This window comes from Streptomyces sp. SP18CS02 (genome assembly GCF_036322365.1).
GTDB lineage: Bacteria > Actinomycetota > Actinomycetes > Streptomycetales > Streptomycetaceae > Streptomyces.
In genome coordinates, this window is the sequence record NZ_JAQYXC010000295.1 from 351325 (window position 1) to 377615 (window position 26291).

The 26291-nt window shown below is 70.6% G+C and carries 28 protein-coding genes and 1 pseudogene; 10 read left to right on the plus strand and 19 right to left on the minus strand.

Features of this window, described 5'->3' with window-relative positions; all coding sequences use genetic code 11:
- Nucleotides 1–111: 111 nt before the first annotated feature.
- Nucleotides 112–1803 (minus strand): fumarate hydratase, encoded by a 1692-nt coding sequence (locus tag PUR26_RS28335; RefSeq protein ID WP_329876522.1) that lies wholly within the window; start codon nucleotides 1801–1803, stop codon nucleotides 112–114.
- 177 nt (nucleotides 1804–1980) lie between these two features.
- On the opposite strand from PUR26_RS28335, the gene PUR26_RS28340 reads away from it, so the two are divergent.
- Nucleotides 1981–2742 carry a DUF1707 SHOCT-like domain-containing protein gene (locus PUR26_RS28340; protein WP_443077198.1) on the plus strand — a complete coding sequence of 254 codons (762 nt, stop codon included), beginning with the start codon at nucleotides 1981–1983 and terminating at the stop codon, nucleotides 2740–2742.
- 163 nt (nucleotides 2743–2905) lie between these two features.
- Nucleotides 2906–3280 carry a WhiB family transcriptional regulator gene (locus tag PUR26_RS28345; RefSeq protein ID WP_329876524.1) on the plus strand — a complete coding sequence of 125 codons (375 nt, stop codon included), beginning with the start codon at nucleotides 2906–2908 and terminating at the stop codon, nucleotides 3278–3280.
- 139 nt (nucleotides 3281–3419) lie between these two features.
- On the opposite strand, the gene glpX is transcribed toward PUR26_RS28345, so the two are convergent.
- Nucleotides 3420–4451 carry a class II fructose-bisphosphatase gene (gene glpX, locus PUR26_RS28350; protein ID WP_329876526.1) on the minus strand — a complete coding sequence of 344 codons (1032 nt, stop codon included), beginning with the start codon at nucleotides 4449–4451 and terminating at the stop codon, nucleotides 3420–3422.
- Nucleotides 4452–4586: 135 nt separating this feature from the next.
- Here glpX and PUR26_RS28355 point away from each other — a divergent pair, with 135 nt between their 5' ends.
- On the plus strand, nucleotides 4587–5120 hold the full coding sequence (locus PUR26_RS28355) for a DUF4245 domain-containing protein (RefSeq protein ID WP_329876751.1): 534 nt from the start codon (nucleotides 4587–4589) through the stop codon (nucleotides 5118–5120).
- 230 nt (nucleotides 5121–5350) lie between these two features.
- Here the strand turns inward: PUR26_RS28355 and PUR26_RS28360 are convergent, their stop codons facing one another.
- From PUR26_RS28360 to PUR26_RS28375, 4 genes are all read right to left on the minus strand, one after another.
- The gene (locus PUR26_RS28360; protein ID WP_329876528.1) at nucleotides 5351–5941 is read right to left on the minus strand and encodes a malonic semialdehyde reductase; all 591 of its coding nucleotides are present in this window, start codon (nucleotides 5939–5941) and stop codon (nucleotides 5351–5353) included.
- A 181-nt stretch (nucleotides 5942–6122) separates the two neighbouring features.
- Nucleotides 6123–6353 carry an exodeoxyribonuclease VII small subunit gene (locus PUR26_RS28365; RefSeq protein ID WP_329876753.1) on the minus strand — a complete coding sequence of 77 codons (231 nt, stop codon included), beginning with the start codon at nucleotides 6351–6353 and terminating at the stop codon, nucleotides 6123–6125.
- A 202-nt stretch (nucleotides 6354–6555) separates the two neighbouring features.
- Nucleotides 6556–7761 carry an exodeoxyribonuclease VII large subunit gene (gene xseA / locus PUR26_RS28370; RefSeq protein ID WP_329876530.1) on the minus strand — a complete coding sequence of 402 codons (1206 nt, stop codon included), beginning with the start codon at nucleotides 7759–7761 and terminating at the stop codon, nucleotides 6556–6558.
- Nucleotides 7762–7886: 125 nt separating this feature from the next.
- Nucleotides 7887–9320 (minus strand): APC family permease, encoded by a 1434-nt coding sequence (locus PUR26_RS28375; RefSeq protein ID WP_329876532.1) that lies wholly within the window; start codon nucleotides 9318–9320, stop codon nucleotides 7887–7889.
- Between the two features lie 64 nt (nucleotides 9321–9384).
- On the opposite strand from PUR26_RS28375, the gene PUR26_RS28380 reads away from it, so the two are divergent.
- Both PUR26_RS28380 and ppgK read left to right on the plus strand, forming a co-directional pair.
- Nucleotides 9385–10374, plus strand: coding sequence for a 4-hydroxy-3-methylbut-2-enyl diphosphate reductase (locus tag PUR26_RS28380; RefSeq protein WP_329876534.1), 990 nt, complete (start codon nucleotides 9385–9387; stop codon nucleotides 10372–10374).
- A 41-nt stretch (nucleotides 10375–10415) separates the two neighbouring features.
- Complete coding sequence (gene ppgK, locus PUR26_RS28385) at nucleotides 10416–11156, plus strand: polyphosphate--glucose phosphotransferase (RefSeq protein WP_329876536.1); 741 nt, start codon at nucleotides 10416–10418, stop codon at nucleotides 11154–11156.
- Between the two features lie 81 nt (nucleotides 11157–11237).
- Here the strand turns inward: ppgK and PUR26_RS28390 are convergent, their stop codons facing one another.
- Nucleotides 11238–11669: a DUF6542 domain-containing protein gene (locus PUR26_RS28390; RefSeq protein WP_329876755.1), complete on the minus strand. Its 432-nt coding sequence runs from the start codon at nucleotides 11667–11669 to the stop codon at nucleotides 11238–11240.
- 426 nt (nucleotides 11670–12095) lie between these two features.
- On the opposite strand from PUR26_RS28390, the gene ychF reads away from it, so the two are divergent.
- Entirely contained in the window at nucleotides 12096–13184 is a 1089-nt protein-coding gene (gene ychF / locus PUR26_RS28395; protein ID WP_329876538.1) for a redox-regulated ATPase YchF, read from the plus strand.
- A gap of 108 nt (nucleotides 13185–13292) precedes the next feature.
- Here ychF and PUR26_RS28400 read toward each other — a convergent pair whose 3' ends face one another.
- The 7 genes and pseudogenes from PUR26_RS28400 to PUR26_RS28430 all read right to left on the minus strand — a co-directional run bounded on the left by PUR26_RS28400 (nucleotide 13293) and on the right by PUR26_RS28430 (nucleotide 17933).
- On the minus strand, nucleotides 13293–14096 hold the full coding sequence (locus tag PUR26_RS28400; protein ID WP_329876540.1) for a tyrosine-type recombinase/integrase: 804 nt from the start codon (nucleotides 14094–14096) through the stop codon (nucleotides 13293–13295).
- A complete protein-coding gene (locus PUR26_RS28405) occupies nucleotides 14072–14410 on the minus strand; it encodes a hypothetical protein (protein ID WP_329876542.1) in 339 nt (112 codons plus the stop codon). The genes PUR26_RS28400 and PUR26_RS28405 overlap by 25 nt, the downstream gene beginning before the upstream one ends.
- A 24-nt stretch (nucleotides 14411–14434) precedes the next feature.
- Nucleotides 14435–14920 (minus strand): annotated as a pseudogene (locus tag PUR26_RS28410) (helix-turn-helix transcriptional regulator).
- Nucleotides 14917–15462: an HAD domain-containing protein gene (locus PUR26_RS28415; RefSeq protein ID WP_329876544.1), complete on the minus strand. Its 546-nt coding sequence runs from the start codon at nucleotides 15460–15462 to the stop codon at nucleotides 14917–14919. Before PUR26_RS28415 ends, PUR26_RS28410 begins: the two are co-directional and overlap by 4 nt.
- A 36-nt stretch (nucleotides 15463–15498) precedes the next feature.
- Nucleotides 15499–16191, minus strand: a complete 693-nt coding sequence (locus PUR26_RS28420) for a class I SAM-dependent methyltransferase (RefSeq protein WP_329876546.1) — start codon at nucleotides 16189–16191, stop codon at nucleotides 15499–15501.
- Nucleotide 16192: 1 nt separating this feature from the next.
- Entirely contained in the window at nucleotides 16193–17104 is a 912-nt protein-coding gene (locus PUR26_RS28425; protein ID WP_329876548.1) for a phosphotransferase family protein, read from the minus strand.
- A 79-nt stretch (nucleotides 17105–17183) separates the two neighbouring features.
- On the minus strand, nucleotides 17184–17933 hold the full coding sequence (locus PUR26_RS28430) for a hypothetical protein (protein ID WP_329876550.1): 750 nt from the start codon (nucleotides 17931–17933) through the stop codon (nucleotides 17184–17186).
- Nucleotides 17934–18156: 223 nt separating this feature from the next.
- Between PUR26_RS28430 and PUR26_RS28435 the strand changes: the two genes are divergently transcribed.
- From PUR26_RS28435 to PUR26_RS28445, 3 genes are read left to right on the plus strand one after another with little or no spacing between them, the layout of a single operon-like run.
- Nucleotides 18157–19512: a tetratricopeptide repeat protein gene (locus PUR26_RS28435; protein ID WP_329876552.1), complete on the plus strand. Its 1356-nt coding sequence runs from the start codon at nucleotides 18157–18159 to the stop codon at nucleotides 19510–19512.
- A gap of 1 nt (nucleotide 19513) precedes the next feature.
- Complete coding sequence (locus tag PUR26_RS28440) at nucleotides 19514–20050, plus strand: NUDIX domain-containing protein (RefSeq protein ID WP_329876554.1); 537 nt, start codon at nucleotides 19514–19516, stop codon at nucleotides 20048–20050.
- The gene (locus tag PUR26_RS28445; protein WP_329876556.1) at nucleotides 20047–20508 is read left to right on the plus strand and encodes a hypothetical protein; all 462 of its coding nucleotides are present in this window, start codon (nucleotides 20047–20049) and stop codon (nucleotides 20506–20508) included. The genes PUR26_RS28440 and PUR26_RS28445 overlap by 4 nt, the downstream gene beginning before the upstream one ends.
- Before the next feature lie 18 nt (nucleotides 20509–20526).
- Here PUR26_RS28445 and PUR26_RS28450 read toward each other — a convergent pair whose 3' ends face one another.
- The 5 genes from PUR26_RS28450 to PUR26_RS28470 form a co-directional block, all read right to left on the minus strand.
- Nucleotides 20527–20922, minus strand: coding sequence for a hypothetical protein (locus tag PUR26_RS28450; RefSeq protein WP_329876558.1), 396 nt, complete (start codon nucleotides 20920–20922; stop codon nucleotides 20527–20529).
- 119 nt (nucleotides 20923–21041) lie between these two features.
- A complete protein-coding gene (locus PUR26_RS28455; RefSeq protein WP_329876560.1) occupies nucleotides 21042–21578 on the minus strand; it encodes a hypothetical protein in 537 nt (178 codons plus the stop codon).
- A gap of 389 nt (nucleotides 21579–21967) precedes the next feature.
- Nucleotides 21968–22699 (minus strand): HEAT repeat domain-containing protein, encoded by a 732-nt coding sequence (locus PUR26_RS28460; RefSeq protein WP_329876562.1) that lies wholly within the window; start codon nucleotides 22697–22699, stop codon nucleotides 21968–21970.
- A 112-nt stretch (nucleotides 22700–22811) separates the two neighbouring features.
- On the minus strand, nucleotides 22812–23078 hold the full coding sequence (locus tag PUR26_RS28465; RefSeq protein WP_329876564.1) for a CPCC family cysteine-rich protein: 267 nt from the start codon (nucleotides 23076–23078) through the stop codon (nucleotides 22812–22814).
- A 319-nt stretch (nucleotides 23079–23397) separates the two neighbouring features.
- On the minus strand, nucleotides 23398–23979 hold the full coding sequence (locus PUR26_RS28470; RefSeq protein WP_329876566.1) for a Uma2 family endonuclease: 582 nt from the start codon (nucleotides 23977–23979) through the stop codon (nucleotides 23398–23400).
- A gap of 536 nt (nucleotides 23980–24515) precedes the next feature.
- On the opposite strand from PUR26_RS28470, the gene PUR26_RS28475 reads away from it, so the two are divergent.
- Nucleotides 24516–26090 carry a S8 family peptidase gene (locus tag PUR26_RS28475; protein ID WP_329876568.1) on the plus strand — a complete coding sequence of 525 codons (1575 nt, stop codon included), beginning with the start codon at nucleotides 24516–24518 and terminating at the stop codon, nucleotides 26088–26090.
- The last annotated feature ends 201 nt before the right edge of the window (nucleotides 26091–26291 follow it).

A 26291-nucleotide genomic window follows, 5' to 3' on the forward strand; every position in this document is an offset into this window, starting at 1 on the left:
GGCCCTGCCGGGGCCCGGCCACCGGAAGGGTGACCGGGCACCGGCGCCGGACCGGCGACGGCCCCGGACCGGGCCCCTCACGGGGCTCCGTGCCGGGGCCGTGCGGCCGGGTTACGCCTGGCCGGGGCCGCGCACCGGGATGTTCAGGAACGTCGGCGGCTCGGCCGGCGCCTGGAAGAAGTCGTTCCCCTTGTCGTCCACCACGATGAACGCCGGGAAGTCCTCGACCTCGATCTTCCAGACCGCCTCCATGCCGAGCTCCTCGTACTCGACGACCTCGACCTTCTTGATGCAGTCCTGGGCGAGGCGTGCGGCCGGGCCGCCGATGGAGCCCAGGTAGAAGCCGCCGTGGCTGCCGCACGCGTCCGTGACCTGCTTCGAGCGGTTGCCCTTGGCCAGCATGACCTTGGAGCCGCCCGCCGCCTGGAACTGCTCGACGTAGGAGTCCATCCGGCCGGCCGTCGTCGGGCCGAAGGAGCCGGAGGCGTACCCCTCGGGGGTCTTGGCCGGGCCGGCGTAGTAGACCGGGTGGTCCTTCAGGTACTGCGGCATCTCCTCGCCCGCGTCCAGCCGCTCCTTGATCTTGGCGTGCGCGATGTCACGGGCCACGACCAGCGGGCCGGTGAGCGAGAGCCGGGTCTTGACCGGGTACTTGGTCAGCTCGGCGAGGATCTCGTCCATCGGCTGGTTGAGGTCGATCTTCACGACGTCACTCTCGGTGGAGAGGTGCTCGTCGGTGGTCTCCGGCAGGAAGCGCGCCGGGTCGGTCTCCAGCTGCTCCAGGAAGACGCCCTCGGCGGTGATCTTCGCGACGGCCTGGCGGTCGGCCGAGCAGGACACGGCGATGGCCACCGGCAGCGAGGCGCCGTGGCGCGGCAGCCGGACCACGCGCACGTCGTGGCAGAAGTACTTGCCGCCGAACTGCGCGCCGATGCCGATCTTCTGCGTCAGCTCGAAGACCTTCTTCTCCAGCTCCTCGTCACGGAAGCCGTGGCCCAGCTCCGAACCCTCGGACGGCAGCGCGTCCAGGTAATGCGCGGAGGCGTACTTCGCGGTCTTCAGGGCGAACTCGGCGGACGTGCCGCCGACGACGATCGCCAGGTGGTACGGCGGGCAGGCCGCCGTACCGAGCGAGCGGATCTTCTCCTCCAGGAACTTCATCATGCTCGCCTCGTTGAGGACGGCCTTCGTCTCCTGGTAGAGGAAGGACTTGTTGGCCGAGCCGCCGCCCTTGGCCATGAAGAGGAACTTGTAGGCGCCGCCGTCGGTCGCGTACAGCTCGATCTGGGCGGGGAGGTTCGAGCCGGTGTTCTTCTCCTCCCACATGGTGAGCGGAGCCATCTGCGAGTACCGCAGGTTGAGCTTGGTGTAGGCGTCGAAGATGCCGCGCGAGAGCGCCTCCTCGTCGCCGCCGGAGGTCAGGACATTCTGCCCGCGCTTGCCCATGACGATCGCCGTGCCGGTGTCCTGGCACATGGGCAGCACGCCGGCGGCCGCGATGTTGGCGTTCTTCAGCAGGTCCAGCGCGACGAACTTGTCGTTCGACGACGCCTCGGGATCGTCGATGATCTTGCGGAGCTGGGCGAGGTGCGCCGGCCGCAGGTAGTGCTGGATGTCGTGGATCGCCTCGGCGGCCAGCGTGCGCAGCGCCTCCGGCTCGACCTTGAGGAACGTACGGCCGTCCGCCTCGAAGGTGGAGACGCCCTCGGCGGTCACCAGGCGGTAGGGCGTGGTGTCCGCTCCCAGCGGGAGCAGATCGGAGTACGCGAACGCGGGGTTGGTCGGGCGGGAGACAGGGGGCATTACGGCCATTCCTCACTCGGCAGACGGCGGCGCGGCCTCCATTGGCAGCGCGCTCACAAGCGTAAGACGCGGCACCGGCGCCGGACCTGTGAGGTAAGGCTCAGTTCCCGGCCGCTTCCCGCCGCGCGTCGTCGCGCCCCCTGGTCGCGATCTATCGCGTTTCGCTAGGCTGGTTGCGTGGACCTCGAAAAGCAGCCCGAGAAGCAGGCCGGTCAGCAGCCCGAGCGGCTGCTGGAGGAGCAGGCCCGGCCACGGGCGGATCACCGGGCCGACCAGCGGTTCCACGAGCCGGCCGCGGCGCCCGCCGCGGGCATCCGGGCCTCGGACGCCGACCGCGACCGGTTCGCGGACATCCTCCGGGACGCCCTCGCCGAGGGGCGGATCGACGCCGAGGAGCACTCCGAGCGGATCGACGCGGTCTACCGGGCCAAGACCGTCGGAGAGCTCGAACCGCTCGTGCGCGACCTGCCGGCCACCCGCGGGTCCACCGACGCCGCGCGCGGCCACGCCTTCGAGCCGGGCCGTCCGGACGGCGGGGACGGGACCGCGGAGGCGGCGGAGAACCTGATCGCGGTCTTCTCCAGTTCGACCCGCAAGGGGCGCTGGCGGGTGGGCCGGCGGACCAACGCCTTCTCCCTCTTCGGCAACATCGAGATCGACCTCACCGAGGCGATCTTCGCCCAGCGCCTGACCACCATCAACGTCACCTCGATCCTCGGCAACGTCGAGGTGCGCGTCCCCGAGAACATCTCCCTGCGCGGCAGCGGGACCGGGATCTTCGGCAACTTCGAGGTCGTGAACCTCGAATCCGCCGACCCCGAGGCCCCGGTCGTCGTCGTCAACGGCTACTCCGTCCTCGGCAACATCGAGGCCAAGCCGAAGCGCGGCAAGCTCATCGCCGATCTTCAGCACAAGCTGCGCAAACACCTCGGCATGTGAGGGGCGGCACGCCCCAACTCCCTTGCGGCTCAAGGGTGTCCGGTTCACTCCGTGCGCGTCCCGCGCTTCGGAACAGGCTGACACTCAGTGCATAGGCGCGCGCACAGCGGGTAGGCCTTGCTGCATCGTCTCTCGCTCGCGAAGCCGTCGTCAGGAGTAGACCGTGCTGCAACTGCCGCATCAGCCCCTCCAGGTCGCCGCCATGCCCTCCCAGCGGAATCCTCCGCGCGAGGACCAGGCCGGGCCCTGGCACACGGAGGCGGTGTGCCGTCGGGATGAAGCAGGGCTGTTCTTCGCCCCGTCGAAGGAGCCCACGGCCGCCCGGCTCGCCCGCGAGGAGGCCGCGAAGCGGGTCTGCGCCCGCTGTCCGGTCATGGTCGAGTGCCGGGAGCACGCGCTGCTCCAGCCCGAGCCGTACGGCGTGTGGGGCGGCCTGACGGCGGCCGAGCGCCGTGTCGTGCTGGCCCGGCGACGGCGTCGCGACGTGGAGCTCAAGAAGGCGGCTTCGACGGGCCAGCAGATCGCCGCCGCGGGCTGACCCGCCCCGGCCCGTACGGGAAGGGGCGCCCCCACCGCACATGGGGGCGCCCCTCTTCGTATCCGTCCGTCCGCCCGTACCGCACCGAGCGCACCCGCGCACCCGCGGGATTGGGGGCCGGCGGCCCGGCCGACCGGGCCTACTTGGCGCGGTCGAAGTCGATCTGGCTGTACGCGCGCAGCTTCGAGAGCCGGTGCGTCGAGTCGATCCGCCGGATCGTGCCGGACTTGGACCGCATCACCAGCGAGGAGGTGGTGGCGGTCTCGGAGCGGTAGCGGACGCCGCGCAGGAGCTCGCCGTCCGTGATGCCGGTGGCGACGAAGAAGACGTTGTCGCCGCTGACCAGGTCGTTGGTGGACAGCACCCGGTCGAGATCGTGGCCCGCGTCGATCGCCCGCTGGCGCTCGGCGTCGTCCTTCGGCCACAGCTTGCCCTGGATGACACCGCCGAGGCACTTGATCGCGCAGGCCGAGATGATGCCCTCGGGCGTGCCGCCGATACCGAGCAGCAGGTCGACGCCGGTGTCCTCGCGGGCGGCCATGATCGAGCCGGCGACGTCGCCGTCGGAGATGAACTTGATGCGGGCGCCGGTCTCGCGGATCTCCTTGACGATGCCCTCGTGGCGGGGGCGGTCCAGGATGACCACGGTGACGTCCTCGGGGGACATGTTCTTCGCCCGGGCGACGCGGCGGATGTTCACCGGGACCGGGGCGTTGATGTCGACGAAGTCGGCGGCTTCCGGCCCGGTGACCAGCTTGTCCATGTAGAAGACCGCGGACGGGTCGAACATGGTGCCGCGGTCGGCGGCGGCGAGCACGGCGATGGCGTTCGGCATGCCCTTGGCGTTGAGGGTGGTCCCGTCGATCGGGTCGACCGCGATGTCGACCTCGGCGCCGGTCCCGTCGCCGATGTGCTCCCCGTTGTAGAGCATGGGGGCTTCGTCCTTCTCGCCCTCACCGATGACGACGACGCCGTTCATCGAGACGGTGGAGACGAGGGTCCGCATGGCGTTGACCGCAGCGCCGTCGGCACCGATCTTGTCGCCGCGGCCGACCCAGCGGCCGGCGGCCATGGCGGCGGCCTCGGTGACCCGGACGAGCTCAAGGGCCAGGTTGCGGTCGGGAGCCTCGGGGGAGACCTCGAGTTCGGACGGCAGATGATGCTCGGTCATCGGAGCGCACCTTTCTGTACGGCGATGCCGGAAGTGAAGAGGGTGCTGCGACTCTATCGGTACATCGACAAATTGAGCAGAGGGGCCCACGTTTGAGCAGGATGCCCTGATGCGACCATAGGGGGCGTGGCAGGTATGCGAGGCAAGCAGACAGTGCGCGGGATGTTCCAGTCGATGGCGGTCATCTGTGCCGCCGGGGGCGTGATGTACCTCTTTATCCCGCACGACGACACGGCGGACCCGATCAAGCCGGTCGACTACCGGGTCGAGCTGCTGACGGCACAGCGTGCGGCGCCCTATGCCGTCGTGGCGCCCGAGGGGCTGGCCGGCGAGTGGAAGGCGACTTCCGTCTCCTATGAGCGCCAGGAGGCCAATGCCTGGCACCTCGGGTTCCTCACCCCGGAGCGCGAGTACGTCGCGGTGGAGCAGTCCACGGCGGCCCGGCCCGACAAGTACATCGGCCAGGTCACCCACGAGGCGTCGGCCACCGACCGGACGCAGCAGGTGGCGGGGCAGGCCTGGCAGCGCTGGGAGGGCCCCAAGTACGACGCGCTGGTGCGCCGCGACAAGGGCGTGACGACCGTGGTGACGGGCACGGCCTCGTGGGAGCGGCTGGGCGAGATGGCGGCGGCCCTGCAGTCGAAGAAGCCGGCCGGGGCACGGGCCTGACGGTCCCCTCCGGGCCGGGAGGCCCGGTGGCCCGGGCGGGGCGGGGACGGCGGGCCGGGGGGTCGGCGGGTGCGGAACCCGCGGCGGCCCGTCGTGGCCTTCGCCGGGTGCGGGCCGTGCCGGCTCCCGGGCCGTGACGACCCGGCCGTCGGCCCGGGGGATTCACCGCCGGAACGGCGACGGCCCCGGGCACCTGGGGGGAGGTGTCCGGGGCCGTCGGTCCGGGGGCGTCAGACGGTCTTGATGACCTCGTCGTACGCGAGGCGCGGGGAGCGCGGGAACCAGGCGTCCTCGCCGGGCTTGCCGATGTTCACGACCATGAGCGGGGTGTGGTCGTCGTCCAGGAACTCCTTCTGGACGCCGGCGAAGTCGAAGCCGGTCATCGGGCCGGCGGCGAGGCCGGCGGCGCGGACGCCCACGATGAAGTAGGCGGCCTGGAGGGTGGCGTTGACCAGCGCGGCCTGCTCACGGGCGGGGCGCTCGCTGAAGAACATGTCCTTGGCCTGCGGGAAGTGCGGCAGCAGGGCCGGGAGCTCCTCGTGGAACTCGTTGTCGGCGGCCAGGATCGCGACCAGGGGCGCGGAGGCGGTCTTGGGCCGGTTGCCCTCGGCCATGTGCGCGACCAGGCGCTCGCGGGCCTCGGGGGAACGCACCAGGACGACACGCAGCGGCGACTGGTTGAAGGCCGTCGGCCCGAACTTGACCAGGTCGTAGATGGCCTGGACCTGCTCCTCGGTGACCGGCTCGTCGGTGAACGTGTTGGCGGTGCGCGCCTCACGGAAGAGAAGGTCCTGGGCGGCGGGGTCAAGAGCGAGGGACATGCTGCGTACCTTTCGGACAAGCTGCGATTCAGGCGATGGATCAACCGTACGACCGAGATAGGTTAATTTTCAACTAAAGCGCCGCGCGGGTGATCCATGTCACCCGGCGCCGGCTTCCCGCTCTTGACAGCGGGGCGGGGCGTCAAGGAACGGGCCGCCGCCGGAGCGCGGGATCCGCTCGCTACGGAGCGCCGTCCTCCGGGTCCGCCAGGGCCGCGTCGAGGCGGGCCCGGGCGCCCTCCAGCCACCGGCGGCACACCCTGGCCAGTTCCTCGCCCCGCTCCCACAGGGCCAGGGACTCCTCCAGCGTCGTGCCACCGGCCTCCAGCCGGCGTACGACCTCGATCAGCTCGTCCCGCGCCTGCTCGTACCCGATCGCCGTACCCTCGGCCGTCGTCGTCGCCGTGTCCATCGCCGCGTCCGTCGTCTTGGCTGCCATGCGCACCAGCCTAAGGGCGGGCCATGACAGTGCCGCCGGGCGGAGTGACAGTGCCGCCGGGCGGAGTGACAGTGCCGCCGGGCGGAGCCGGGCCCCGCTGTCGCGCCGGTCCCCGGCGCCACCGGTCCACACAACCGTCAGGGCGTGGCGCCGGAGCCGCGGGGCCTGTACGCGGTCAGTCCGCGCGCACCGTGAAGGCGCCCTCCGCCACCCTGGCGCGCAGCTCCTCGCCCGCCGAGACGTCGTCGGGCGAGCGCACGACCGCGCCGTCGGACCGCTGGAGCACCGCGTACCCCCGCTCCAGCGTCGCGGCAGGGGAGAGCGCCACCACGCGCGCGCGGGTGTGGGACAGCTCCGAGTCGGCCCGGTCCAGCAGGTGCCCCAGCACCCGCCTGCTGCGCGCCAGCAGGGCGTCGACCTCGGCCTCCCGCTCGTCCACCATGCGCTGCGGGTGCTCCATGACGGGCCGGGCGAGCGCGTGCGCCAGGCCCCGCTCCTCCCGGTCGAGCAGACCCCGCACGGTCCGCAGCGCGCGATCGCGCAGGGACCGCACCCGGTCCAGCTCCTCGCCCACGTCCGGGACCACCTTCTTCGCGGCGTCCGTCGGTGTGGACGCCCGCAGGTCCGCCACCAGGTCGAGCAGCGGTGAGTCCGGTTCGTGCCCGATCGCCGACACCACCGGCGTACGGCAGGCGGCGACCGCCCGCACCAGCTGCTCGTCGGAGAACGGCAGCAGGTCCTCCACGCTGCCCCCGCCCCGCGCCACGATGATCACGTCGACCTCGGGCACCCCGTCCAGCTCCTTGACGGCCTGGACGACCTGGGGCACGGCGTGCACGCCCTGCACCGCCACGTTCCGCACCTCGAACCGGACGGCGGGCCACCGCCTGCGCGCGTTCTCCAGCACGTCCCGCTCGGCCGCCGACGCACGCCCGCAGACCAGGCCGACCAGCTGCGGAAGGAAGGGGACCGGCTTCTTCCGGTCGAGCGCGAACAGCCCCTCCGCGCCCAGGGTCCGCTTCAGCTGCTCCAGGCGGGCCAGCAGCTCGCCGATCCCGACCGGCTTGATCTCGGCGGCCCGCAGCGACAGCTGGCCGCGCGGCGCGTACCACTCGGGCTTGGCGTGCACGACGACGCGCGCCCCCTCGGAGACCACGTCCGCGACCGCGTCGAAGACCTGGCGGTAGCACGTCACGCCCACCGAGATGTCGTACGACGGGTCGCGCAGCGTCAGGAAGACGACCCCGGCCCCCGGACGCCGCGACAACTGCGTGATCTGTCCCTCGACCCAGACGGCCCCGAGCCGGTCGATCCAGCCGCCGATGAGCCGCGACACCTCACCGACGGGCAGGGGGGCTTCGGCAGACGTATTCAGACCCATGGAGGCGAGCGTACGCGCCACGTCCGACAACGCCCCGGCCCGCGCGGAGATCCCCCGCCCCGCCGTGCGGCCCGGGTGCCGCCGCGAGCCGCTGTGCAGCCGCCCCGCGCCCGTACCGGCTCCCGCTAACCGGCTCCCGTTCCCGGGCCCGCTGCCGCCGACGCCTGCGGGCCGGCCGGGCCCGCGCCCGTCCCCGTACCGCCCCCGGGCGGGCCGGGCCGGCCACGCTGGGCCGTCAGCACCACCAGGCCCGCCGCCAGCCACACGACGCCCACCAGCTGGGCCGGGGCCGACGCCTCCACGATCACCGCGACCAGGATCGCCGCGCCCACCACCGGCATCACCACGTGCTTCAGCCAGTGCGGAGGCCCCCCGCCACCCCTCCGTACCGCGAACCACCCCACCACGCTCGCGTGCAGCAGGACGAAGGCGGTCAGCGCCCCGATGTCCACCACCGACACCAGGTGGTCCATCCCGTCGTCGCGCCGTGCCGCCCACACCGCCGCCACCATGGTGATCGTCGCCGCCACGAGCAGCGCCACACGCGGCACCCCCGAATCGGTCCGCGACAGCACATGCGGCAGCCGCCGTTCGCGGGCCATCGCGAACAGCAGCCGCCCTGCCGCCGCCTGCCCGGCCAGCGCCGCGAACGCCGCCCCCACGGCCTTGCTCGCCGCCACCAGATCGTGCAGCCACGCCCCGACCGACGCGTCCACCGCGTCGTAGAACGCCGACCCCTGCCGAACGGGCTCCGCCGCCAGCTCCGCCGACGACAACGGCTCCAGCAGGGCCACCAGCCAGGTCTGCGCCACGAACAGCACGCCCGCCAGCGCCAGGCAGAACAGCACCGCCCGCGCGACCTTCGCCGAGCCGCCCGTCACCTCCTCCGCGAACGAGGCGATCGCGTCGAAGCCCAGATACGACAGCACGGCCACGGACACCGCGCCCAGCACCGCCGCCACGGAGAAGGTCACGTCCCCCGTGAACGGGGACCACCAGTCGCGCCGCGCCCCGTCCCGTACGAGCACCACCGCCGCCGACACCAGGAACACCAGCAGCACCACGATCTCCATCGCCAGCACGGCGAAGCCGACCCGGGCGGCCGCCCGTACGCCCCACAGGTTCAGCAGGGTCGTGACCACCACGGCGAGCGCCGTCCAGATCCACCGGTCGACGGACGGCACCAGCGCCTCCATGGCGATACCGGCGAAGAGATAGGCGACGGCCGGGATCAGCAGATAGTCGAGCATCGCCATCCACCCGGCGACGAACCCCGGCCCCTCGCCCAGCCCCTTGCGCGCGTACGCGAAGACGGAGCCCGCCTGCGGAGCCACCCGCACCATCTGGGCGTAGCTGAACGCGGTGAAGGCCATCGCCACGGTCGCCACCAGGTAGACCAGCGCGACCGCGCCATGGGACCTGGCGTCGAGCGTGCCGAACACGCCGACCGGTGCCATGGGGGCGATGAACAGCAATCCGTAGACCACGAGGTCCCGGAACCCCAGGGTCCGTCGCAGTCCGCCCGCCGCTTCCGTCGTGTGCGTCACCCTGCCGGCCATGTGCCACAGTCTCGGCCACCCGGCGGATCTTTCGGCTCCGCGGCACGGCCTTACGATGGGGAACATGACTGCTACGCCTCCTGCCGCCCGACGCGTCCTCCTCGCCGCTCCCCGCGGCTACTGCGCGGGCGTGGACCGCGCTGTGATCGCCGTGGAGAAGGCGCTGGAGCAGTACGGCTCGCCGATCTACGTCCGGCACGAGATCGTCCACAACAAGTACGTCGTGCAGACCCTGGAGAAGAAGGGCGCCATCTTCGTCGACGAGACGGCGGAGGTGCCCGAGGGCTCGATCGTCATGTTCTCGGCGCACGGCGTGGCGCCGACCGTCCACGCGGAGGCCGCCGAGCGCCGGCTCGCCACGATCGACGCGACCTGCCCGCTGGTCACCAAGGTCCACAAGGAAGCGGTCCGCTTCGCCAACGAGGACTTCGACATCCTGCTGATCGGCCACGAGGGCCACGAGGAGGTCATCGGCACCTCGGGCGAGGCCCCGGACCACATCACGCTGGTCGACGGCCCGGACGACGTGGCCAACGTCTCCGTGCGCGACGAGTCCAGGGTCGTCTGGCTCTCCCAGACCACGCTGTCCGTCGACGAGACCATGGAGACCGTCGACAAGCTGAAGGAGAAGTTCCCGCAGCTGATCTCGCCGCCGAGCGACGACATCTGCTACGCCACGCAGAACCGCCAGATCGCGGTCAAGCAGATGGGCGTGGAGGCGGACCTGGTCATCGTGGTCGGCTCCAAGAACTCCTCCAACTCCGTCCGGCTCGTCGAGGTCGCGCTGGGCGCGGGTGCCGGCGACGCCCACCTGGTCGACTTCGCCGACGAGATCGACGAGGCGTGGCTGGAGGGCGTGTCGACGGTCGGTGTCACCTCGGGCGCGTCCGTGCCGGAGGTCCTGGTCGAGGGCGTGCTGGAGTGGCTGACCGAGCGGGGTTTCGAGGACGTGGAGATCGTGAAGGCGGCGGAGGAGTCGATCACCTTCTCGCTCCCCAAGGAACTCCGCCGCGACCTGCGCGCCGAAGCCGCCGCCCTGGTGGAGAAGCGGTAGAGAAGCGGTGACCGCCGGCCTCGCCCCGTAACGTTGCGACCATGAACGTCTTCGGAGTTGATATCGGCGGGTCGGGGATCAAGGGCGCTCCCGTGGATCTGGAGCGCGGTGAACTGATCGAACCCCGCCACAAGGTACTGACCCCGCACCCCGCGACGCCCGACGGTGTCGCGGAGTGCGTCGCCCAGGTCGTCGACCACTTCGGGTGGTCGGGGCCGGTCGGCGCCACCTTCCCCGGTGTCGTCACCGGCTCCACCATCCGCACGGCCGCGAACGTGGACAAGGCGTGGGTCGGCGTCGACGCGGGCGCACTGCTCGGCGAGCGGCTGGGAGGCATGGGCGTCACGGTCCTCAACGACGCCGACGCGGCCGGGGTCGCCGAGATGACCCACGGCGCGGGGCGCGGCCGCAAGGGCACGGTGATCATGCTGACCTTCGGTACGGGCATCGGCAGCGCCGTCTTCATCGACGGCCGCCTCGTACCCAACACGGAGCTGGGCCATCTGGAGCTGCACGGCCACGAGGCGGAGAAGTACGCGTCGACGAAGGTCAAGGAGGACAAGGACCTGAGCTGGCAGGACTGGGCGCACCGGGTGCAGAAGTACCTCGCCCACGTCGAGATGCTCTTCTCGCCCGAGCTCTTCATCATCGGCGGCGGGGTCAGCCGCAAGGCGGACAAGTTCCTGCCCCTGATCGAGGGCATCCGGGCCGAGATGGTCCCGGCGGAGCTGCGCAACGACGCGGGCATCGTGGGCGCGGCCATGGCGGCCGGGGGCCGCTGAGCCCGTACCCGGTCCTTCATCCGGTCCCGCACATCCCGGTCCCGCACGCCGTCGGCACCCGGGGCTCCGGCCCCGGGTGTCTCAGGGCGCCGTACGGCGCCGGGCGACCCGGACGGGGGCCGGTTGCCGCCGCCCCATCAGCCGTACCTTGCGTACGGAGGAGATGAGGCCGGCCACCAGGGTCCCGCCGTACAGCCACCCCGCCTGCACGGCGAGCGCCGTCACCACGGCCATGGTCTGACCGCCGATGCCTCCGGTGCCGCCCGCGATCGGGACCACGCCCGCGGCGAACGCGATGGGCACACCGATCGGCGCGGTGACCAGGTCGGCGTCCCGCACCCAGAGCGCGGTCAGGGCGCTGACCGGCAGGAACAGCAGCCCGAACACCAGCGGCGACCCGTCGAACAGCAGCTGGTCGAGGCAGCCGAGCAGGAACATCGCGGTCGCCGCGAACAGTCCGCCGCCCAGACCGGTCAGCCGGGGGTTGGGCAGCCTGCGCAGGGCCGCCACCACAGGGGGGACCGGTCGCCGCCCGGGACGGCCGCCCGGGTGTCCCTGGCGGCTGCCGGACCGGACTCCCGGCCCGCTGCCGGGCTGGACTCCCGGCCTGCCGCCGGGCCTGCTGAAGGGGCGCCCCGGCCGTGGGCCGACCGGATGGACGGCCGAGCCGTCCGGAGCGGCGCTCTCGACGAGCGCGCCCTGCGGCAGGGCGGTGGGCTGCGGTGGCCGACGACGGCGAGGCGGACTGTTCCTGGGCTGCTCCACCTGGACAACGTAGGTCGCGAGGAGGGGTGGATCGGGCACGGGACACGCCCTTTGGCCGACGTTGCGGTCGAGATCACCGCCGGGCCGCCGTCCGGCATACGTCGCTGCCCGCCTCGACACGCCCGTAAACTGGGGGATCGGCCCACCATCCACAGTTCTAGGGAAGTCGCCAACGTGTCGCTCACGATCGGAATCGTCGGTCTGCCGAATGTCGGCAAGTCGACCCTGTTCAACGCCCTGACCAAGAACGACGTGCTGGCGGCCAACTACCCGTTCGCCACGATCGAGCCGAACGTGGGCGTGGTCGGTGTCCCCGACGCCCGCCTCACCAAGCTCGCCGGCATCTTCGGCTCGCAGCGCGTGCTCCCGGCGACGGTCGACTTCGTCGACATCGCCGGCATCGTGCGCGGCGCCTCCGAGGGTGAGGGTCTGGGCAACAAGTTCCTCGCGAACATCCGCGAGTCGGACGCGATCTGCCAGGTCATCCGCGCCTTCAAGGACGAGAACGTCGTGCACGTGGACGGCAAGGTCTCGCCGAAGGACGACATCGAGACGATCAACACCGAGCTGATCCTCGCCGACCTCCAGACGATCGAGAAGGTCCTGCCGCGCCTCCAGAAGGAGTCCCGGATCAAGAAGGACGTCGCGCCGAAGGTGGCGGCGGTCGAGGCGGCCCAGAAGATCCTGGAGACCGGCGAGACGCTCTTCTCCCAGGGCATCCTCCAGGGCAGCGAGAAGGCCGAGCTGCTGCACGACCTCCACCTGCTCACCACCAAGCCGTTCCTCTACGTCTTCAACGTCGACGAGGACGAGCTGACGGACGACGCCTTCAAGGAGGAGCAGCGCGCCCTGGTCGCCCCGGCCGAGGCGATCTTCCTGAACGCCAAGCTGGAGCAGGACCTCGCCGAGCTCGACGAGGAGGACGCCATGGAGCTCCTCCAGTCCGTCGGCGCCGAGGAGCCGGGCCTGGCGACGCTGGCCCGCGTCGGCTTCGACACCCTGGGCCTCCAGACCTACCTGACGGCCGGTCCGAAGGAGTCCCGCGCCTGGACGATCAAGAAGGGCGCGACGGCTCCCGAGGCGGCCGGTGTGATCCACACCGACTTCCAGAAGGGCTTCATCAAGGCCGAGGTCATCTCCTTCGAGGACCTCGTCTCCACGGGCTCCGTCGCCGACGCCCGCGCTGCGGGCAAGGCCCGCATGGAGGGCAAGGAGTACGTGATGCAGGACGGCGACGTGGTGGAGTTCCGCTTCAACGTCTAATACGTTCGGCGAAAGGCCGTCTGACCTGCGGCGGAGCGGGTTGGGCGGCCTTTGCGGTCCGCACAGAGTCCGCAGCGTGCTGACTTCGGTCAGCGCGCGGGGGAGCGGCTACGCCGCTTCGTCGACCGGTGGCCGGGCATCGGCGGACTGGTCCGCGTACGCCTTGTCGACGGCGGCCCGGGTCCGCTCCTCGGAGTCGGGCCACAGGTGGGTGTAGATGTTCAGCGTCATGGCCGCGTTGGTGTGGCCGAGGCGCTCGGAGACCGTCTTCACGGACTCGCCGTGCTTGATCAGCAGGCTGGCGTAGTGATGCCGGAGGGCGTGGGGTCCGGTGCCCTTCGGTATGCCGGCCTTCGCGCAGGCGGGCCGCCAGGACCCGTCCATGAAGTGCGTGTAGACCACGGGTCCGCCTTGCGGCGCCGTGAAGATCCAGCCCTCGGGCCCATCGGCAGGGAAGTCCCGCAGGTGGGCCTTCATCGCATCCACCGCCATGCGGGGGAGCGGGACCGTGCGGTGCGAGCGAGCGGTCTTGGGCGGGCAGACGTACACGCCGTGCTTGGCGGTCTGCTGGATCTGCTGCTCGACCGAGACGGTCGCGTGCAGCAGGTCGAGGTGGCGGACCTGGAGGCCGAAGAGCTCGCCGGGGCGGAGTCCGGTGGCCGCGCCGAGCAGCACGAGGCCCTTGTATCGGGCGGGTATCTCCTCGGACAGCGTCCGCACCTGCTCGACGGCCAGCGGCACGATCTTCTTCCGGGGCACCGAAGGCAGTTTCGCCTCGGCGCACGGGTTGTGGGGGATCATCCGGTCACGAACGGCCGCCCGGAAGACGGCGTTGACCGTGTTGAAGACCGTCCGTGAGGTGCTGGCGGCCAGCCCGTGCGTGGTGGTCAGGCCGGTGACCCAGCTCTGCACGTCACCGGCCTGATGGCGCCGAGTGCCCGCCTCTCCCAGGCGGGGTAGACGTAGCAGCGCAGGTGCTGTGCCACCGCCTTGGCCGTGGAAGGCCGGTGGGGCTGGATGACCCGCCATTCCTCCGCGTACTCCTTGAAGGGCTTCTTCGCCGACCGTGGGTCGACGTACTGGCCGGTGACCATGCTGGCCGTGACCTCGTCGATCCATCGCTGGGCGTCGACCTTGCGGTCGAAGTGGCGGGCGTGCTCCTTGCCGTCGAGGTCGCGGTAGCGGGCCCGCCATTTGCTGTTGGGGCGCTTCTGGATGTTGGCCAAGTGGCCTCTCCTTCGTGTCGGTTGTCAGTAGTGGCCGCCATCCTCGATGTCGCCGCTGAGGGTGCGAGCGTCCCGCTCGTCGCCCATGAGGCGGAGGCACTGCTCGTGGATCGCCCGCGAGCTGTCGGGATGGGCCTTGATGTGGTCGGCGATGGCGACCACGGCGTGATGGAGGCGGTCGCGCGCGTCTCGGGCCTCGTAGAACGCCTCGACGGCTTCCTGGACGAGGCGCCGGCTGTCGATGTCGAGCCCCTCCAGGGGCGGGGACATCAGCTATTCCAGGGGAAGCTCGAAGACGCGGGAGAAGGCGAGGGCCTCGTCGAGGTTGATGCGCCGGCGAGGGGTGCCGTTCTCGATGCGCCAGACCGCTGTCTGAGTCATCTTGACGCCGGCTCTGGTCACCCGATCCGCCAGCTCGGTCGTGCTCCACCCTCTGACTTCGCGCTCCAGGGCCACGCGCGCGGCCACGTTTCCCTCGCTGTCCGTGGCAGCGAGGGCAACAGTCGTCAGGCGGCTCGGGCTACGGGTAACTGCGCGACCCACGTCGTGACCTCAGTCAGGTGTTCGGGCTGCAGCCCGAGGTGCGGGTCGGGTTGAACGAGGAGAGTCGGCGTTCCCTTGGCGGTGCGCTCCGCCGCCCAGGCACGGTCGAGGCTGGTGAAGTCGTCGTCGATCCAGACGGCGGGGGCGTCGCCCAGCCAGGCGTCGACGTGGTCGCGCTTCCAGAGGTAGCCGTTGGGGTGGCTGGTGGTGATCTGGGGACGTGGCAGGTCGACGTGCGGCAGGGCCGGGAGGTCGAGAAGGGGCCCGATGAGGGTGGTGGCGTCCTGGCGCCAGCTGGTGCACCAGACGGGGGCGACCAGGCCGGTGCGGATGACGTCCATGAGCATGGGGCCGTGGTCGGGGTTGAGCCAGACGGTGACCGGGTTGTCGGCGCTCCGGCCGGTGGGGACGACGTCGTGGCGGGCGTGGGTGGCCGGGGCCGAGCCCGCTGCATCGGGGAAGGGTATGAGGACGCCGTCGATGTCGATGAGCAGGTAGGGCGGGCGCATCGGTTCCTCCAGGGGGAAGCCAGGGCAAATGGCTGGTCAGAGCTTGCGGGCGCGGATCAGCAGGGTGGTGGGCCAGTGGCCCATGCGGGGGTCGTGGAACTCCTGGGCCGAGGTGAGCCAGAAGCCCGCCTGGCTGAGGCGCTTCTCCCACCGGTCGGTGTCGAACTCCCAGCGGGCGATGGGGATCCGGGTGCGGTCGGGAAGAGTGACGTGGTCGCGGCGAGGATGGTCGTCACCGGAGGGGCTTCGGCCGCCACGCTGCGGGTGGGGGACGGAGAAGGCGAGCACCCGGCCGGGCGTGAGGCGCTGGGCGATGGCCGGGAGCAGGAGCTCGGGGGCGACGAGGCCGACAGCGCCGAAGACGGAGTAGATCGCGTCGAACTGCTCGTCGGAGGCGTGCAGGTAGTGCAGGGCGTGGCCGGCGACGAAGGTGAGGTTGTTCAGCCGTCCGTAGTGGGAGCGGGCGCGGCGGACCTGGAGGCCGACCAGGTCGACGCCGGTGACGTGGGCGCCGTGGCGGGTGGCGAGGTGGGCGGCGTTGTGGCCGGGGCCGCAGCCGAGTTCCAGGAGTCGTTTGCCGCGCAGGTCGGGGTCGAGGACGTCGGCGCCGGGACCTTGGCCGGGTCTCGTGGTCCATGCCATCCGTGCGGGTACGGACAGGGGTTCGGCGAGTCCGGCGGCCGTGCGCTGGGAGGCGTGGGCGTGCCAGGGGGATGCCTGGGCGAGCACGTCAGATCTCCAGGAGGTGGAGGACGTCGGTGAGGTGGCGGCGGACGGCCTTGATGTAGGCGGGGTCGGTGGCCGGGTCGTTGATCCAGCGGATGGACTGTTCCATGAACCACTCGACGGCCCACATGCGGTGCCAGCCCAGGGCCCAGTGTTCGGCGGTGAGCCCGCCGCGCGGGGCGAGGGCGTCGGGGGTGCCGCCGGTGGTGACGTACTGCTCCAGGAAGACGCGGAGGCGGATGGGTTGCGGGGGCTCGATGGTGCCGTGCCAGCTGGCGAGGTCGAGCAGGCCGGGGCCGGTGAAGGCGCGGGCGAAGTCGAGCAGCCGCCAGCCGCGCTTGCCGATGTGGAGGCTGGTGGGGTGGAACTCGGAGTGCACCCAGCCGAACGGTTCCAGCGTCGCTCCGGCCGAGCGGGCTTCGGCGGCCTGGGCGATACGGTCGAGCGCGTCCTCGATGTCGTCGGTGTCCTGCCACCGGTCGGCCTTGCGCAGCCGTTCGAGGTGTTCCAGCGCCCGGGCCGGCAGTGTTCGCAGCCGGTCCTGGTCGAGGACGGGCAAGGGCGGAGCCGTACGGGTGCCGTGCAGGACCACGGCCGCGGCGACGCCGTCGAGGTCGTCGGCCTCGCGGACGGAGGGTCCGAGGTCCTCCATGAGCATGCCGAGCCAGCCGTCCAGGACGGCGGAGGCGTGGACCTGGGGGACGGGTACGCCGAGGGTGTGGGCCAGGCGGAGGGCCTGATCCTCGCTGTCGAAGGGCTTCTTGGCGTACTTGAAGATGGCCGTGGAGCCGTCGGGGAAGGTCACGCGCTCGACGCCGGACATGGACCACACGCGTACCTCCTTCCGTGCGGCGGTGGTCTGGCCGGTTGCGGTGAGCAGGTTGTCGAGGAGTTCGGCGCTGGGGTTCGTGGTCACGGGAGGGCTCCGGGGATGGGTGGTGGCGTCCGGGGCGGGCGAGGGATGCCGGCCCGCCCCGGAGCCTGATCGGGTGGGGTTACGCGGCGGGGTTCACGCGGTGGGCGTAGACCTGCTCGATCCAGCCCGCCTTGAACGCGGCGAGGTCGTCGCGGAAGTTCGCCATCGAGGCACCGTAGGGCGCGACCACGCCGCCGGACTGGTCCGGCACGGACTGGCACCCATGCACGAGCCGGCCGCCGAGCGCCGCGTGGGCCTTGATGGACTCGATCCGGCGGTGCTCGTTGAACCAGCCGCCGTGGTAGACCTCGTCGAGCATCCCGCCCACCTCGTCGTCCAGGTCGAAGACGACGGAGGTGGCGGCGGGGAAGAACCAGCACGGGCCGACGTTGGAGATGTGCCCGTCGAGCTCGACTTTGTTGAGCGCCATGAGCGTGGCCGCCTCGCGGAGCATCCGCAGGTGGTCGGCGGTGATCTGCGGCAGGCCAAGGCCGGCCAGATGCTCGTCGCGGAAGAGGTACGCGTACACCTCGTACGCGGTGGCCAGGACACGGGCCGCGTCGGACGTGGATTCGCCGTGCTGCTTGATGAAGTCGAGCGCGAGCTGCTCGACCGAGCTCTCGGTCGTCTCGTCCACACCGAGGAGCTGGGCCTTGACCAGCTCCCAGTCGGCGACGAGCCAGGTGTTCGACTCGAAGCGGAAGAAGTACTCGGCCGGGTCGATCGTGATGCGCCGGCCGTCGACCTGGATGCCGGGCAGGCGGCCCCAGCGCGGGTCGAACGCCTCGGGCAGCTCGACCGTGATGGCCGTGGTGTCGATGATGGTCACCGTGTCTCCGTCTCTGATCGGCCAGGTTCGGGCACAGGAATGCCCGAGCCCGGTGTGGGCGTACGGAACTTCGGGGTGCCGCCCGGACCAAAGGGGAGCCTGGATCACGGTCGCGCCGTTCCGGGCGGCTGCTGATAAGTGAACCGTTGGTCACGCTCAGTGGGTACGGTGGAAGGCAGTTGAAGCGGTATACGCGGTTTACAGCTCCGGAGTGGAGGCGATCGTGGCGGCGCAGAGAGAACCCAACTCCCGTCTGCGCGACGTCATCGATGCGGTCGACTGCACCTACGAGGCCCTCGCCAGAGACGTGCGGCGCATCGCGGCCGAGAACGGCGAGATCCTCCAGACCAACAAGTCGGCCATCTCGCACTGGGTGAACGGCACCCGCGCCCCGTCGGGCCGGGTAGGTCAGTACCTGGCCGAGGCGCTGTCCCGCCGAGCGAGGCGCACGGTCACCCAGACCGAGATCGGCCTCCGCTCCGACGAGGCCGAACAACAGGCGGAATCCGACCCTGTCCTCGCCGCCACCGACCTGGGCCGCGCCGACGTCGAGCGCCGCCGCTTCCTCGCCATCGCGGCCTTCACCACCGCCGGCGTCGCCATGCCGCTCGGATACGACCACGAAGCCACCGCCCGCATGCTCCGCGCCCGCACCGGCACGTCAGTGGTCGGGGCAGAGGACGTGGACGTCGTACGGCAGATCACCGCGGCCTTCAGCGCCGCCGACGAGCGCCTCGGCGGCGGCCACGGCCTGACCACCGTCACCGCGTACCTCGCCGACACAGCCGCCCCCATGCTCCGCGGACGCTTCCCCAGCGAAGCCTTACGCCGGGCCGCCTTCGGAGCCGTCGCCGAACTCGCCTACCTCGCAGGCTGGAAGCACCACGACCTCGGCCACGAAGGCGCCGCCCAGCGCTACTACCAGGTCGGCTACAAGCTCGCCTGCGAAGCCGACCCCCACGGCCACGCCGCCTGGATGATGCGCGCCCTCGCCCACCAGGCCCTGAGCCTCAAGCAGCCCCACCACTGCGTCGACCTCGTCGAAGGCGCCCTCCGGGCCGCGCTCGGCCACGTCGACGGCCAGACCGAGGCACTCCTCCACATCACCCACGCCCGCGCCTACGCCGCAGTCAACGAGAACCCCTCGGCCGCACGCGCGCTGCTTGCCGCCGAAGACGCCCTCCTCCGCGACGACGGCCCCCAACCCAGCTACTCCCGCGTCAGCGGCCCCGCCGCTGGCACCGTGGCCAGCCACACCGCCCGCACCCTGACCGACCTCGCCGACCACATCGGCACCGAACAGCAGCACCGAGACGCCCTCACCCGCTGGGACCCCGACAAGTACAAGCGCGTCCACGCCCTCACCCACGCCGACCTCGGCGACAGCCTCGCCGCCCAGGCCCGCGCCGACGAAGCCGTCGCCGCCTGGACCCAAGCCCTCGTCCTCATGGAGGGCATGACCTCCGACCGGACCCGCAAGGCGATCACGTCGATCCGCTCCACCCTCGTGGTCTACCAGAGGCGCAAGGTACCGGGTGCCGCAGATCTCGCCCGCCGCGCCCGCGAGGCCCTCGCCTAACATGCCCAACAACCCGCCCGACGAAGGGAACCCCGTGGCCCAGCAGACCGACGACCGCTCCCAAGCCCTCAAGCCGGCGCTCGAATCGATGACCCTGCTGGTCGCGGCCGTCATCGTCCACGACAAGGCGACCAACCGCGTCGTCCTCCTCCAGCGCAGCGAAAACGCCAAGTTCGCCCAGGGCCTGTGGGACCTCCCAGTCGGCAAGAGCGAGCCGGGCGAACCCATCACCGAAACTGCGGTGCGCGAGCTCTACGAGGAGACGGGCCTCACCGTGAAGCCCGAGTCCCTCAAGGTCGCCCACATCATCCACGGCGCCTGGGGCGTCGAGGCCCCCAACGGCTTCCTCACGGTCGTCTTCGCCGCCCACGAATGGACCGGCGAACCCGAAAACCGCGAACCCCGCAAGCACTCCCGGGTCCGCTGGGTCGATGCCAACGCCATCCCCGAGGCGTTTGTGGATACCACTGCCAGCGCCCTCCACCACTACCTCAATGACAGCTCGGAGGTCTCGCTGGATGGGTGGTCGGCAGCGTGAGCATCACGCTGCTTCACCTCATACCAAAGGATCCGCACTTTTCGCCTGCGTCGGCCGCGAGCGAGGCTGCGCAGGCCCAGCTACGGCAACTGGTTCCTGAAGCGTTGGGCGGTTATGACGTCTGGGACATCCCCGGCACAGCCTTCATCGACCCCGGGGAGAACTGGTGCGGTGTTCGGTGCCCCGTGTGCAGCTCCGACATCCAAGACTGGTGGGGCAACGCGATGGACACGGCAGCCCTTCCGGACGGCTATTTCGACTCACTTGCCGTGACGGTGCCCTGTTGCTCTGCCCAGACGGACTTGAACGCCCTCGACTACGTCTGGGCTGCGGGTTTCGCCAGGTACAGCCTCGTAACCACAGATCCAGAATGCGAGCTACCGCTACCGTCAGCCAGCGTCCAGGCGCTGGAGGACCTCCTGGGCACGGACCTGCGACAGGTCATCGCCCGGTACTGACGTCAAGCGCTGGCTTCGCTAAACAGGGCCGCTCGGAAACAGAAGCTCGTAAGGCAAGTAATCGTCGTCCGGCACGCGCGGCACGTAGTCCGGGGTCGTGCGTGCGGCCACAGCTAGCAGGCGAGCGGCAGCCTCCTCCTCGGAGAGGGAGGCAAGTCCAAGGGCCTGCAGAAGGCGGTCGCGCTCGGCGTCGAAGTCCGGGTGGTCGACCCGAAGGTCCGAGCCGAGCTCGCTGATCGCGAAGCCCTTCGCCAGGTCGCGCCAGAAGGGCAGCACCACGATGAGAGTGATGGCCTCGACGAGGTCGGCGCCGATCAGTGTCGCCTGGCCCTCTGAGTCGGCGTACAGGACGGGCCTCTCCTCGGCCCCGGCGTTCGATGTCGAAATCGCCAGGCCAGGCGAGCGCGGTGGCAAGGGAAGACTCCTGCTCGATCCGGCGGAGTAGATCGTCTGATGCGGTCATGGGACGGAACGTAAGGGCCTGCGCTGGCACTGCACAAGAATGGAGGTCGCGGCGACCTGCACCTGAGCGCTCAGGCTGCTGCTTCGCCCGGGTCCTCGTCCTCCGGGGAATCATCCGCACCCGGGGCCTCGCCTTCCGGGGAATCGTCCGCATCGGACTTTGGAGAGACCCAGGTGGTGCCGGGAGGTAGATCTTCCCCTGTCTCCTCCTTGTACTGCGCCTTCTTCTCCTCGCTGGCGTTCCAGCCGGGGTGGAGATTCCGCAGGTGGTTCTTGGCGGAGTCGCGAGGAATGCTCGTCCTGTCGGAGGCGGAGGGCTGCTCCTGGTCAGCGACACCCTCGACTTCCGCGGCACCCTCAGCATCCTCAACGTCCTCGGCGTTTGCGGAACCCTCGGCATAGCTGGGGAACTCGTCTGCGTCCTCATCCATGCTGCGCGGCGCGAGGACCACAACAGCGACCATGCCCGCAGCCACGCCCGCAACTTTGACGAAGCGGATCGTCCTCGGGTGCTTCTCGGCCCAGCCCTTGCCCTTCTCGACCCAGTCCTTGGCCTTCTCGCGGAGGGAAGTGGGCTCGCCGTCATCGGGGGGCATGGAGTCAGTCACGGGCACAGATCTACCGGACCCATCCCTCGCCTGTCAGGCAATCACCTGACATCGCCCGATGCGTTACGGCGGCGCTCGCCAGACTGAAGTACGTCTTCGCGTCTTCACGAAGGGGCGGCCTCCGGCCGCCACAGCCGCTTGCCGTCATCGCTCTGCCCGCCCTCCAGGCGGCCTCCGTGCTGGTGGTGCCGGGCACGACGACCCTCATCGAGCTCGGCCGCTTCAGACGCGGTTTACAGCTCCAGGGCGGAGGCGATCGTGGCGGCGCAGAGAGAACCGCGCCCGCCGTTCAATTACGAGGTAGCGCGGGAGGCCCGCGTACACCCTCGTCACGTAGCTTTCGACCACATGGCCGTAGCCGATCTCCTGGGGTGCTGGGACGACATCGGTCACCTTTCCGGGTACAGGTCGGTACGGTCGATCCAGGTGGGGGCGACGAAGATGTTGTTGCCGGCGGGGGCTTCGGATGTTTCGAGCAGGGACCAGGTGCGGGACTCCTCGACCAGGTGCCCCCACGGTGCGGTCCAGTCGAGTTCCCAGTCCAGGCCGGTGCCGGAGATGCCGTAGGTGCGGCCGTCGTCCACGCGCCAGAACTGGGAGTAAAGGATCACCTGGGCGTGGTCGGCCAGGTCGTTGATGATCTCGGTGAAGCGGGCCGAGGGCCAGCCCGGGCCGTCGGCTGCCACGGTGGCGCGTAGGTGCGCGGTGAGCGGCGGGACGACGGGGGTGCGGGCGCCGAGTTCGGTCAGGGCCCAGCGGATGCCTTCCGGCTCGCTCCAGTCCGGTGGGGTCGCCCGTTCCAGGCAGGCGCGGTAGGCGTGGCGCACGGCCTCGATCGCGCCGTCGATCTCCAGGCTCGCCAGAGCCATGGCCGCCCATTCGCGGACGGTCGGGTTGTCGCTGTCCAGCAGGCCGATGAGAGCAGGGCCGCAACGGGGATCGCCCACCTCCTCGAAGACCTCAATGGCGGTCAGCTGACCGAAGCCGCCGAGGGAAGGCAGGCCGTTGATGACGGCGGGTATGGCGTCGGCGCCGATCCAGATCAGTTCCGCGCGGGCGTCGTAGGACTCGTCGGCCTTGCCGTCGAGCTGCTGGACGAGTTTCTCGATGGGGGAGGTCATGACGCGGAGTGGTCCCGGCGCCAGAAGGTGGGGAGCCACCAGCAGAGCACCGAGGGGTCGTCGGGCCACGGGGCGCGGTCCTCGGCCGCCCAGTCTTCGAAGGAGTCCCGTGTCAGGTCGATGGGGCGCCAGGCGTGGTCGAGCGGCTCGTCCTCGGCCGGCGGACGAACCGGCGGCCGTGCTCATCGCAGGCGCCGAAGTCCTGGTAGTTCCGCTGGGCCTCGATCAAGGAGACCTTGTTCGCCCCGCCTGCCATGGTCGGCCAGCGGAACTGGACCCCGTCGTCCTCCCAGAAGCAGACAGGGCAGATCTCGAACGAGCCGGGCATCTCGTCCAGCACGCGGTGCCCGCAGCAGGGACAGGGGTAGGAGTTGCTCACCTGCGCAGTCTCCTTGCAGGCCCAGCCGGTGTGCCAGGGATTTCGTCGCCTCGGAGCCTCCGGCCAGTCCGCAGTCAGTCCGCAGGACACCCGTAAACGGCCGTTGGGAGCCAACGCATGCCAACAAGGAAATCCCAGGTCAGAGCCCTGGACGGGGCTCCGCCGCAGGTCAGGAGCGGGGCTCAGACATCCCGCTTCAACGTGTAGTCATCTCGTTACTGCGTTTTGAATAGTTTGGTCAAGCGTGCAGGCCAGAAGGAGTTGGGCTCTGACGGGTCCGACCCCTTCCGCATTCCCGTGCTGACTTGGTGCCGACTTTTCAGCTGCTTCGGGGCGGCGTGAGCTTGTCGAGGTCCAGGCTCACCTCGAAGGGCACCGGGCGCTGGAGGGTGCCCCGGAAAATCCCGGCGGGCGCGTACGCGCCGGTGGGTTCGTCGAGCTCGTAGACGTGGACGAAGGGTGCCCCGTTTTCGTCCTCGACGCACCAGTAGTGCGGGATGCCGGCCTCCGCGTACTTGCGGAGTTTGACCGTGCGGTCGCGGTGGGCGGATTCGGGGGATACGGCCTCCACGACGAGCTTCACGTCCTCCGGGGCGTACCAGGTGCGGTCGGGGTCGTAGGGCAGGTCCGTCAGCAAGAGGTCCGGTTCGGGGCGGTTGCGGGCGTCGAGGCGGATGGTCATCTCCCGCTCGACCTCGAAGCCGGCCGGCGCCTGCGCCATCAGCGTTGTGGTCAGGGCGGTGACGAGGCGGCCGCGCCAGGACCGCTGGGGCGACATCATGAAGACGAGGGCTCCGTCGATGAGCTCGGTGTGGCGGGGCGCCTCGGGGAGGCGGTCGAGGTCCTCCGCGAACCAGCCTTCCGCACGCGGCGGGCGCATCCAGTCGGGAAGTGCGGTCATGGCTTCACGGTAGCGGCCCGCAGCTCAAGCTGGAGAGCCAACGATCCCGGCTGAAGGTCTCTCGGCGACTTGCCGCGCCATAGCCGGCCACCCACCCAGCATCCGACGTGCCGCGTCCGGTGAGCATCCTGTGAGGGCAGAGGGCAGAGGGCAGAGGGCAGAGGGCAGAGGGCAGAGGGCAGAGGGCAGAGGGCAGGGATCGGGCGGGGGGATCAGGGGTCGGAGGGCGGCGTGGTGGGGTCGTCGAGGTCTTCACCGGCCTCGGCATCCGGGCAGTGCCAGGTCAGCGAGGAAACGGAAGGCCGACCGCCGAATGCCGGGTGTCCATAGGCCGATCCGGCATTCGGCGGCCCGGCATGGCGGCCGTGTGGCGCTCTTGTTGCCGCCGTGCCGGGACCCTTGTGTGATTCCTATGGATCGGTCAATCTTTCGCTGGCGGCCGGGCACGGGAAACGCCGCGTACACCGCACCGTGGTTTGTCATGCCCATGCCGCAACCCCCACAGCAGCGCACCACCAATGAGGAGGACCCCTCACATGTCAGTGATGCGTACTTCGCAGCGAAGACTCGCCGCGGCCAGCGCCATAGCCGTCGCCGCCCTCGCGCTCGGCACCGCGTCCGCCCTGCCGGCCGCCGCGGCCCCGGCGGCTCCGGAAGGCACGATCCAGTACGCCGGTGCCCCCGGCGCCATCGCGGGCAGCTACATCGTCACCCTCGACGAGTCGGCCGCCGACGCGGAGTCGAAGGCGGGCAAGGCGGTCGCCGCGCGCTATGGAGCGAAGATCGCGAAGACGTACACCTCGGCCCTCAACGGATACGCCGTCGAGCTCTCCGAGGCCCAGGCGAAGAAGCTGGCCGCCGACCCGGCCGTCGACTCCGTCGTACAGAACCGCGTCTTCACCGCCTCGGGCACCCAGACGTCCCCGCCCTCCTGGGGCCTGGACCGCATCGACCAGCGGGCCCTGCCGCTCAACCAGAGCTACACCTACCCCGAGCCCGCGGGGGAGGGCGTGACCGCGTACATCATCGACACCGGTGTGCGGATCACCCACGGCGACTTCGGCGGGCGTGCCACCTACGGCTACGACGCGATCGACAACGACAACACGGCGCAGGACGGGAACGGTCACGGCACGCATGTCGCCGCCACCGTCGCCGGGTCCTCCTACGGCGTGGCCAAGAAGGCCAAGGTCGTCGGCGTGCGCGTGCTGAACAACTCCGGCTCCGGCACCACCGCCCAGGTCGTCGCCGGCATCGACTGGGTGACGCGCAACGCCGTCAAGCCCGCCGTCGCCAACATGAGCCTCGGCGGAGGCGCGGACTCCGCGCTCGACACCGCCGTACGCAACTCCATCGCCTCCGGCGTCACCTACGCCATCGCGGCCGGCAACGACGGGGCCAACGCCTCCAACACCTCGCCGGCGCGTGTCGCCGAGGCCATCACGGTCGGCTCCACGACCAGCACCGACGCCCGCTCCAGCTTCTCCAACTACGGCAGCGTGCTGGACATCTTCGCCCCGGGCTCCTCCATCACCTCCGCCTGGAACACCGGCGACAGCGCGACCAACACCATCTCCGGTACGTCGATGGCCACCCCGCACGTCGCGGGCGCCGCCGCGCTGTACCTGGCCAACAACCGTACGGCCACCCCGGCGCAGGTCTCCACGGCCCTGACGACCGCGGCCACCAGCGGTGTCGTCACCAACCCGGGGACCGGCTCCCCGAACCGCCTGCTGTACGTCGGCGACGGCTCCACCCAGCCGCCCGGCAAGCGCTTCGAGAACACCGCCGACTACGCGATCGCCGACAACGCCACCGTCGAATCGCCGGTGACCGTCAGTGGCGTCACGGGCAACGCCCCGTCCGCCCTCCAGGTTCCCGTGAGCATCGTTCACACCTACGTCGGTGACCTGCAGGTCCAGCTCATCGCCCCGGACGGCACGGCGTACACGCTGAAGGCGTACGGGACCGGCGGCAGCGCCGACAACATCAACACCACGTACACGGTCAACGCCTCGTCCGAGGTCGCCGACGGCACGTGGAAGCTGCGCGTCAGCGACAACGCCAACAACGACATCGGCAGGATCGACTCCTGGGCCCTGCAGTTCTGAGACGGTCCCGAGTCACCGCTGTCCCGAATCGCCGAGGTTGTGAGTCACCTCTGTCCTGAGTCACCGCGGTCCTGAGCCGGCGTCGAGCCGGTCCGGACGGGAGGGGCGGTCGCCGTACACGGCGGCCGCCCCGCCGGCGTTCCGCCCGGTCTTCCGCCGGGCCTTCGCCCGAGGTGTCCGCGACATCCGGATCGTCGTGTT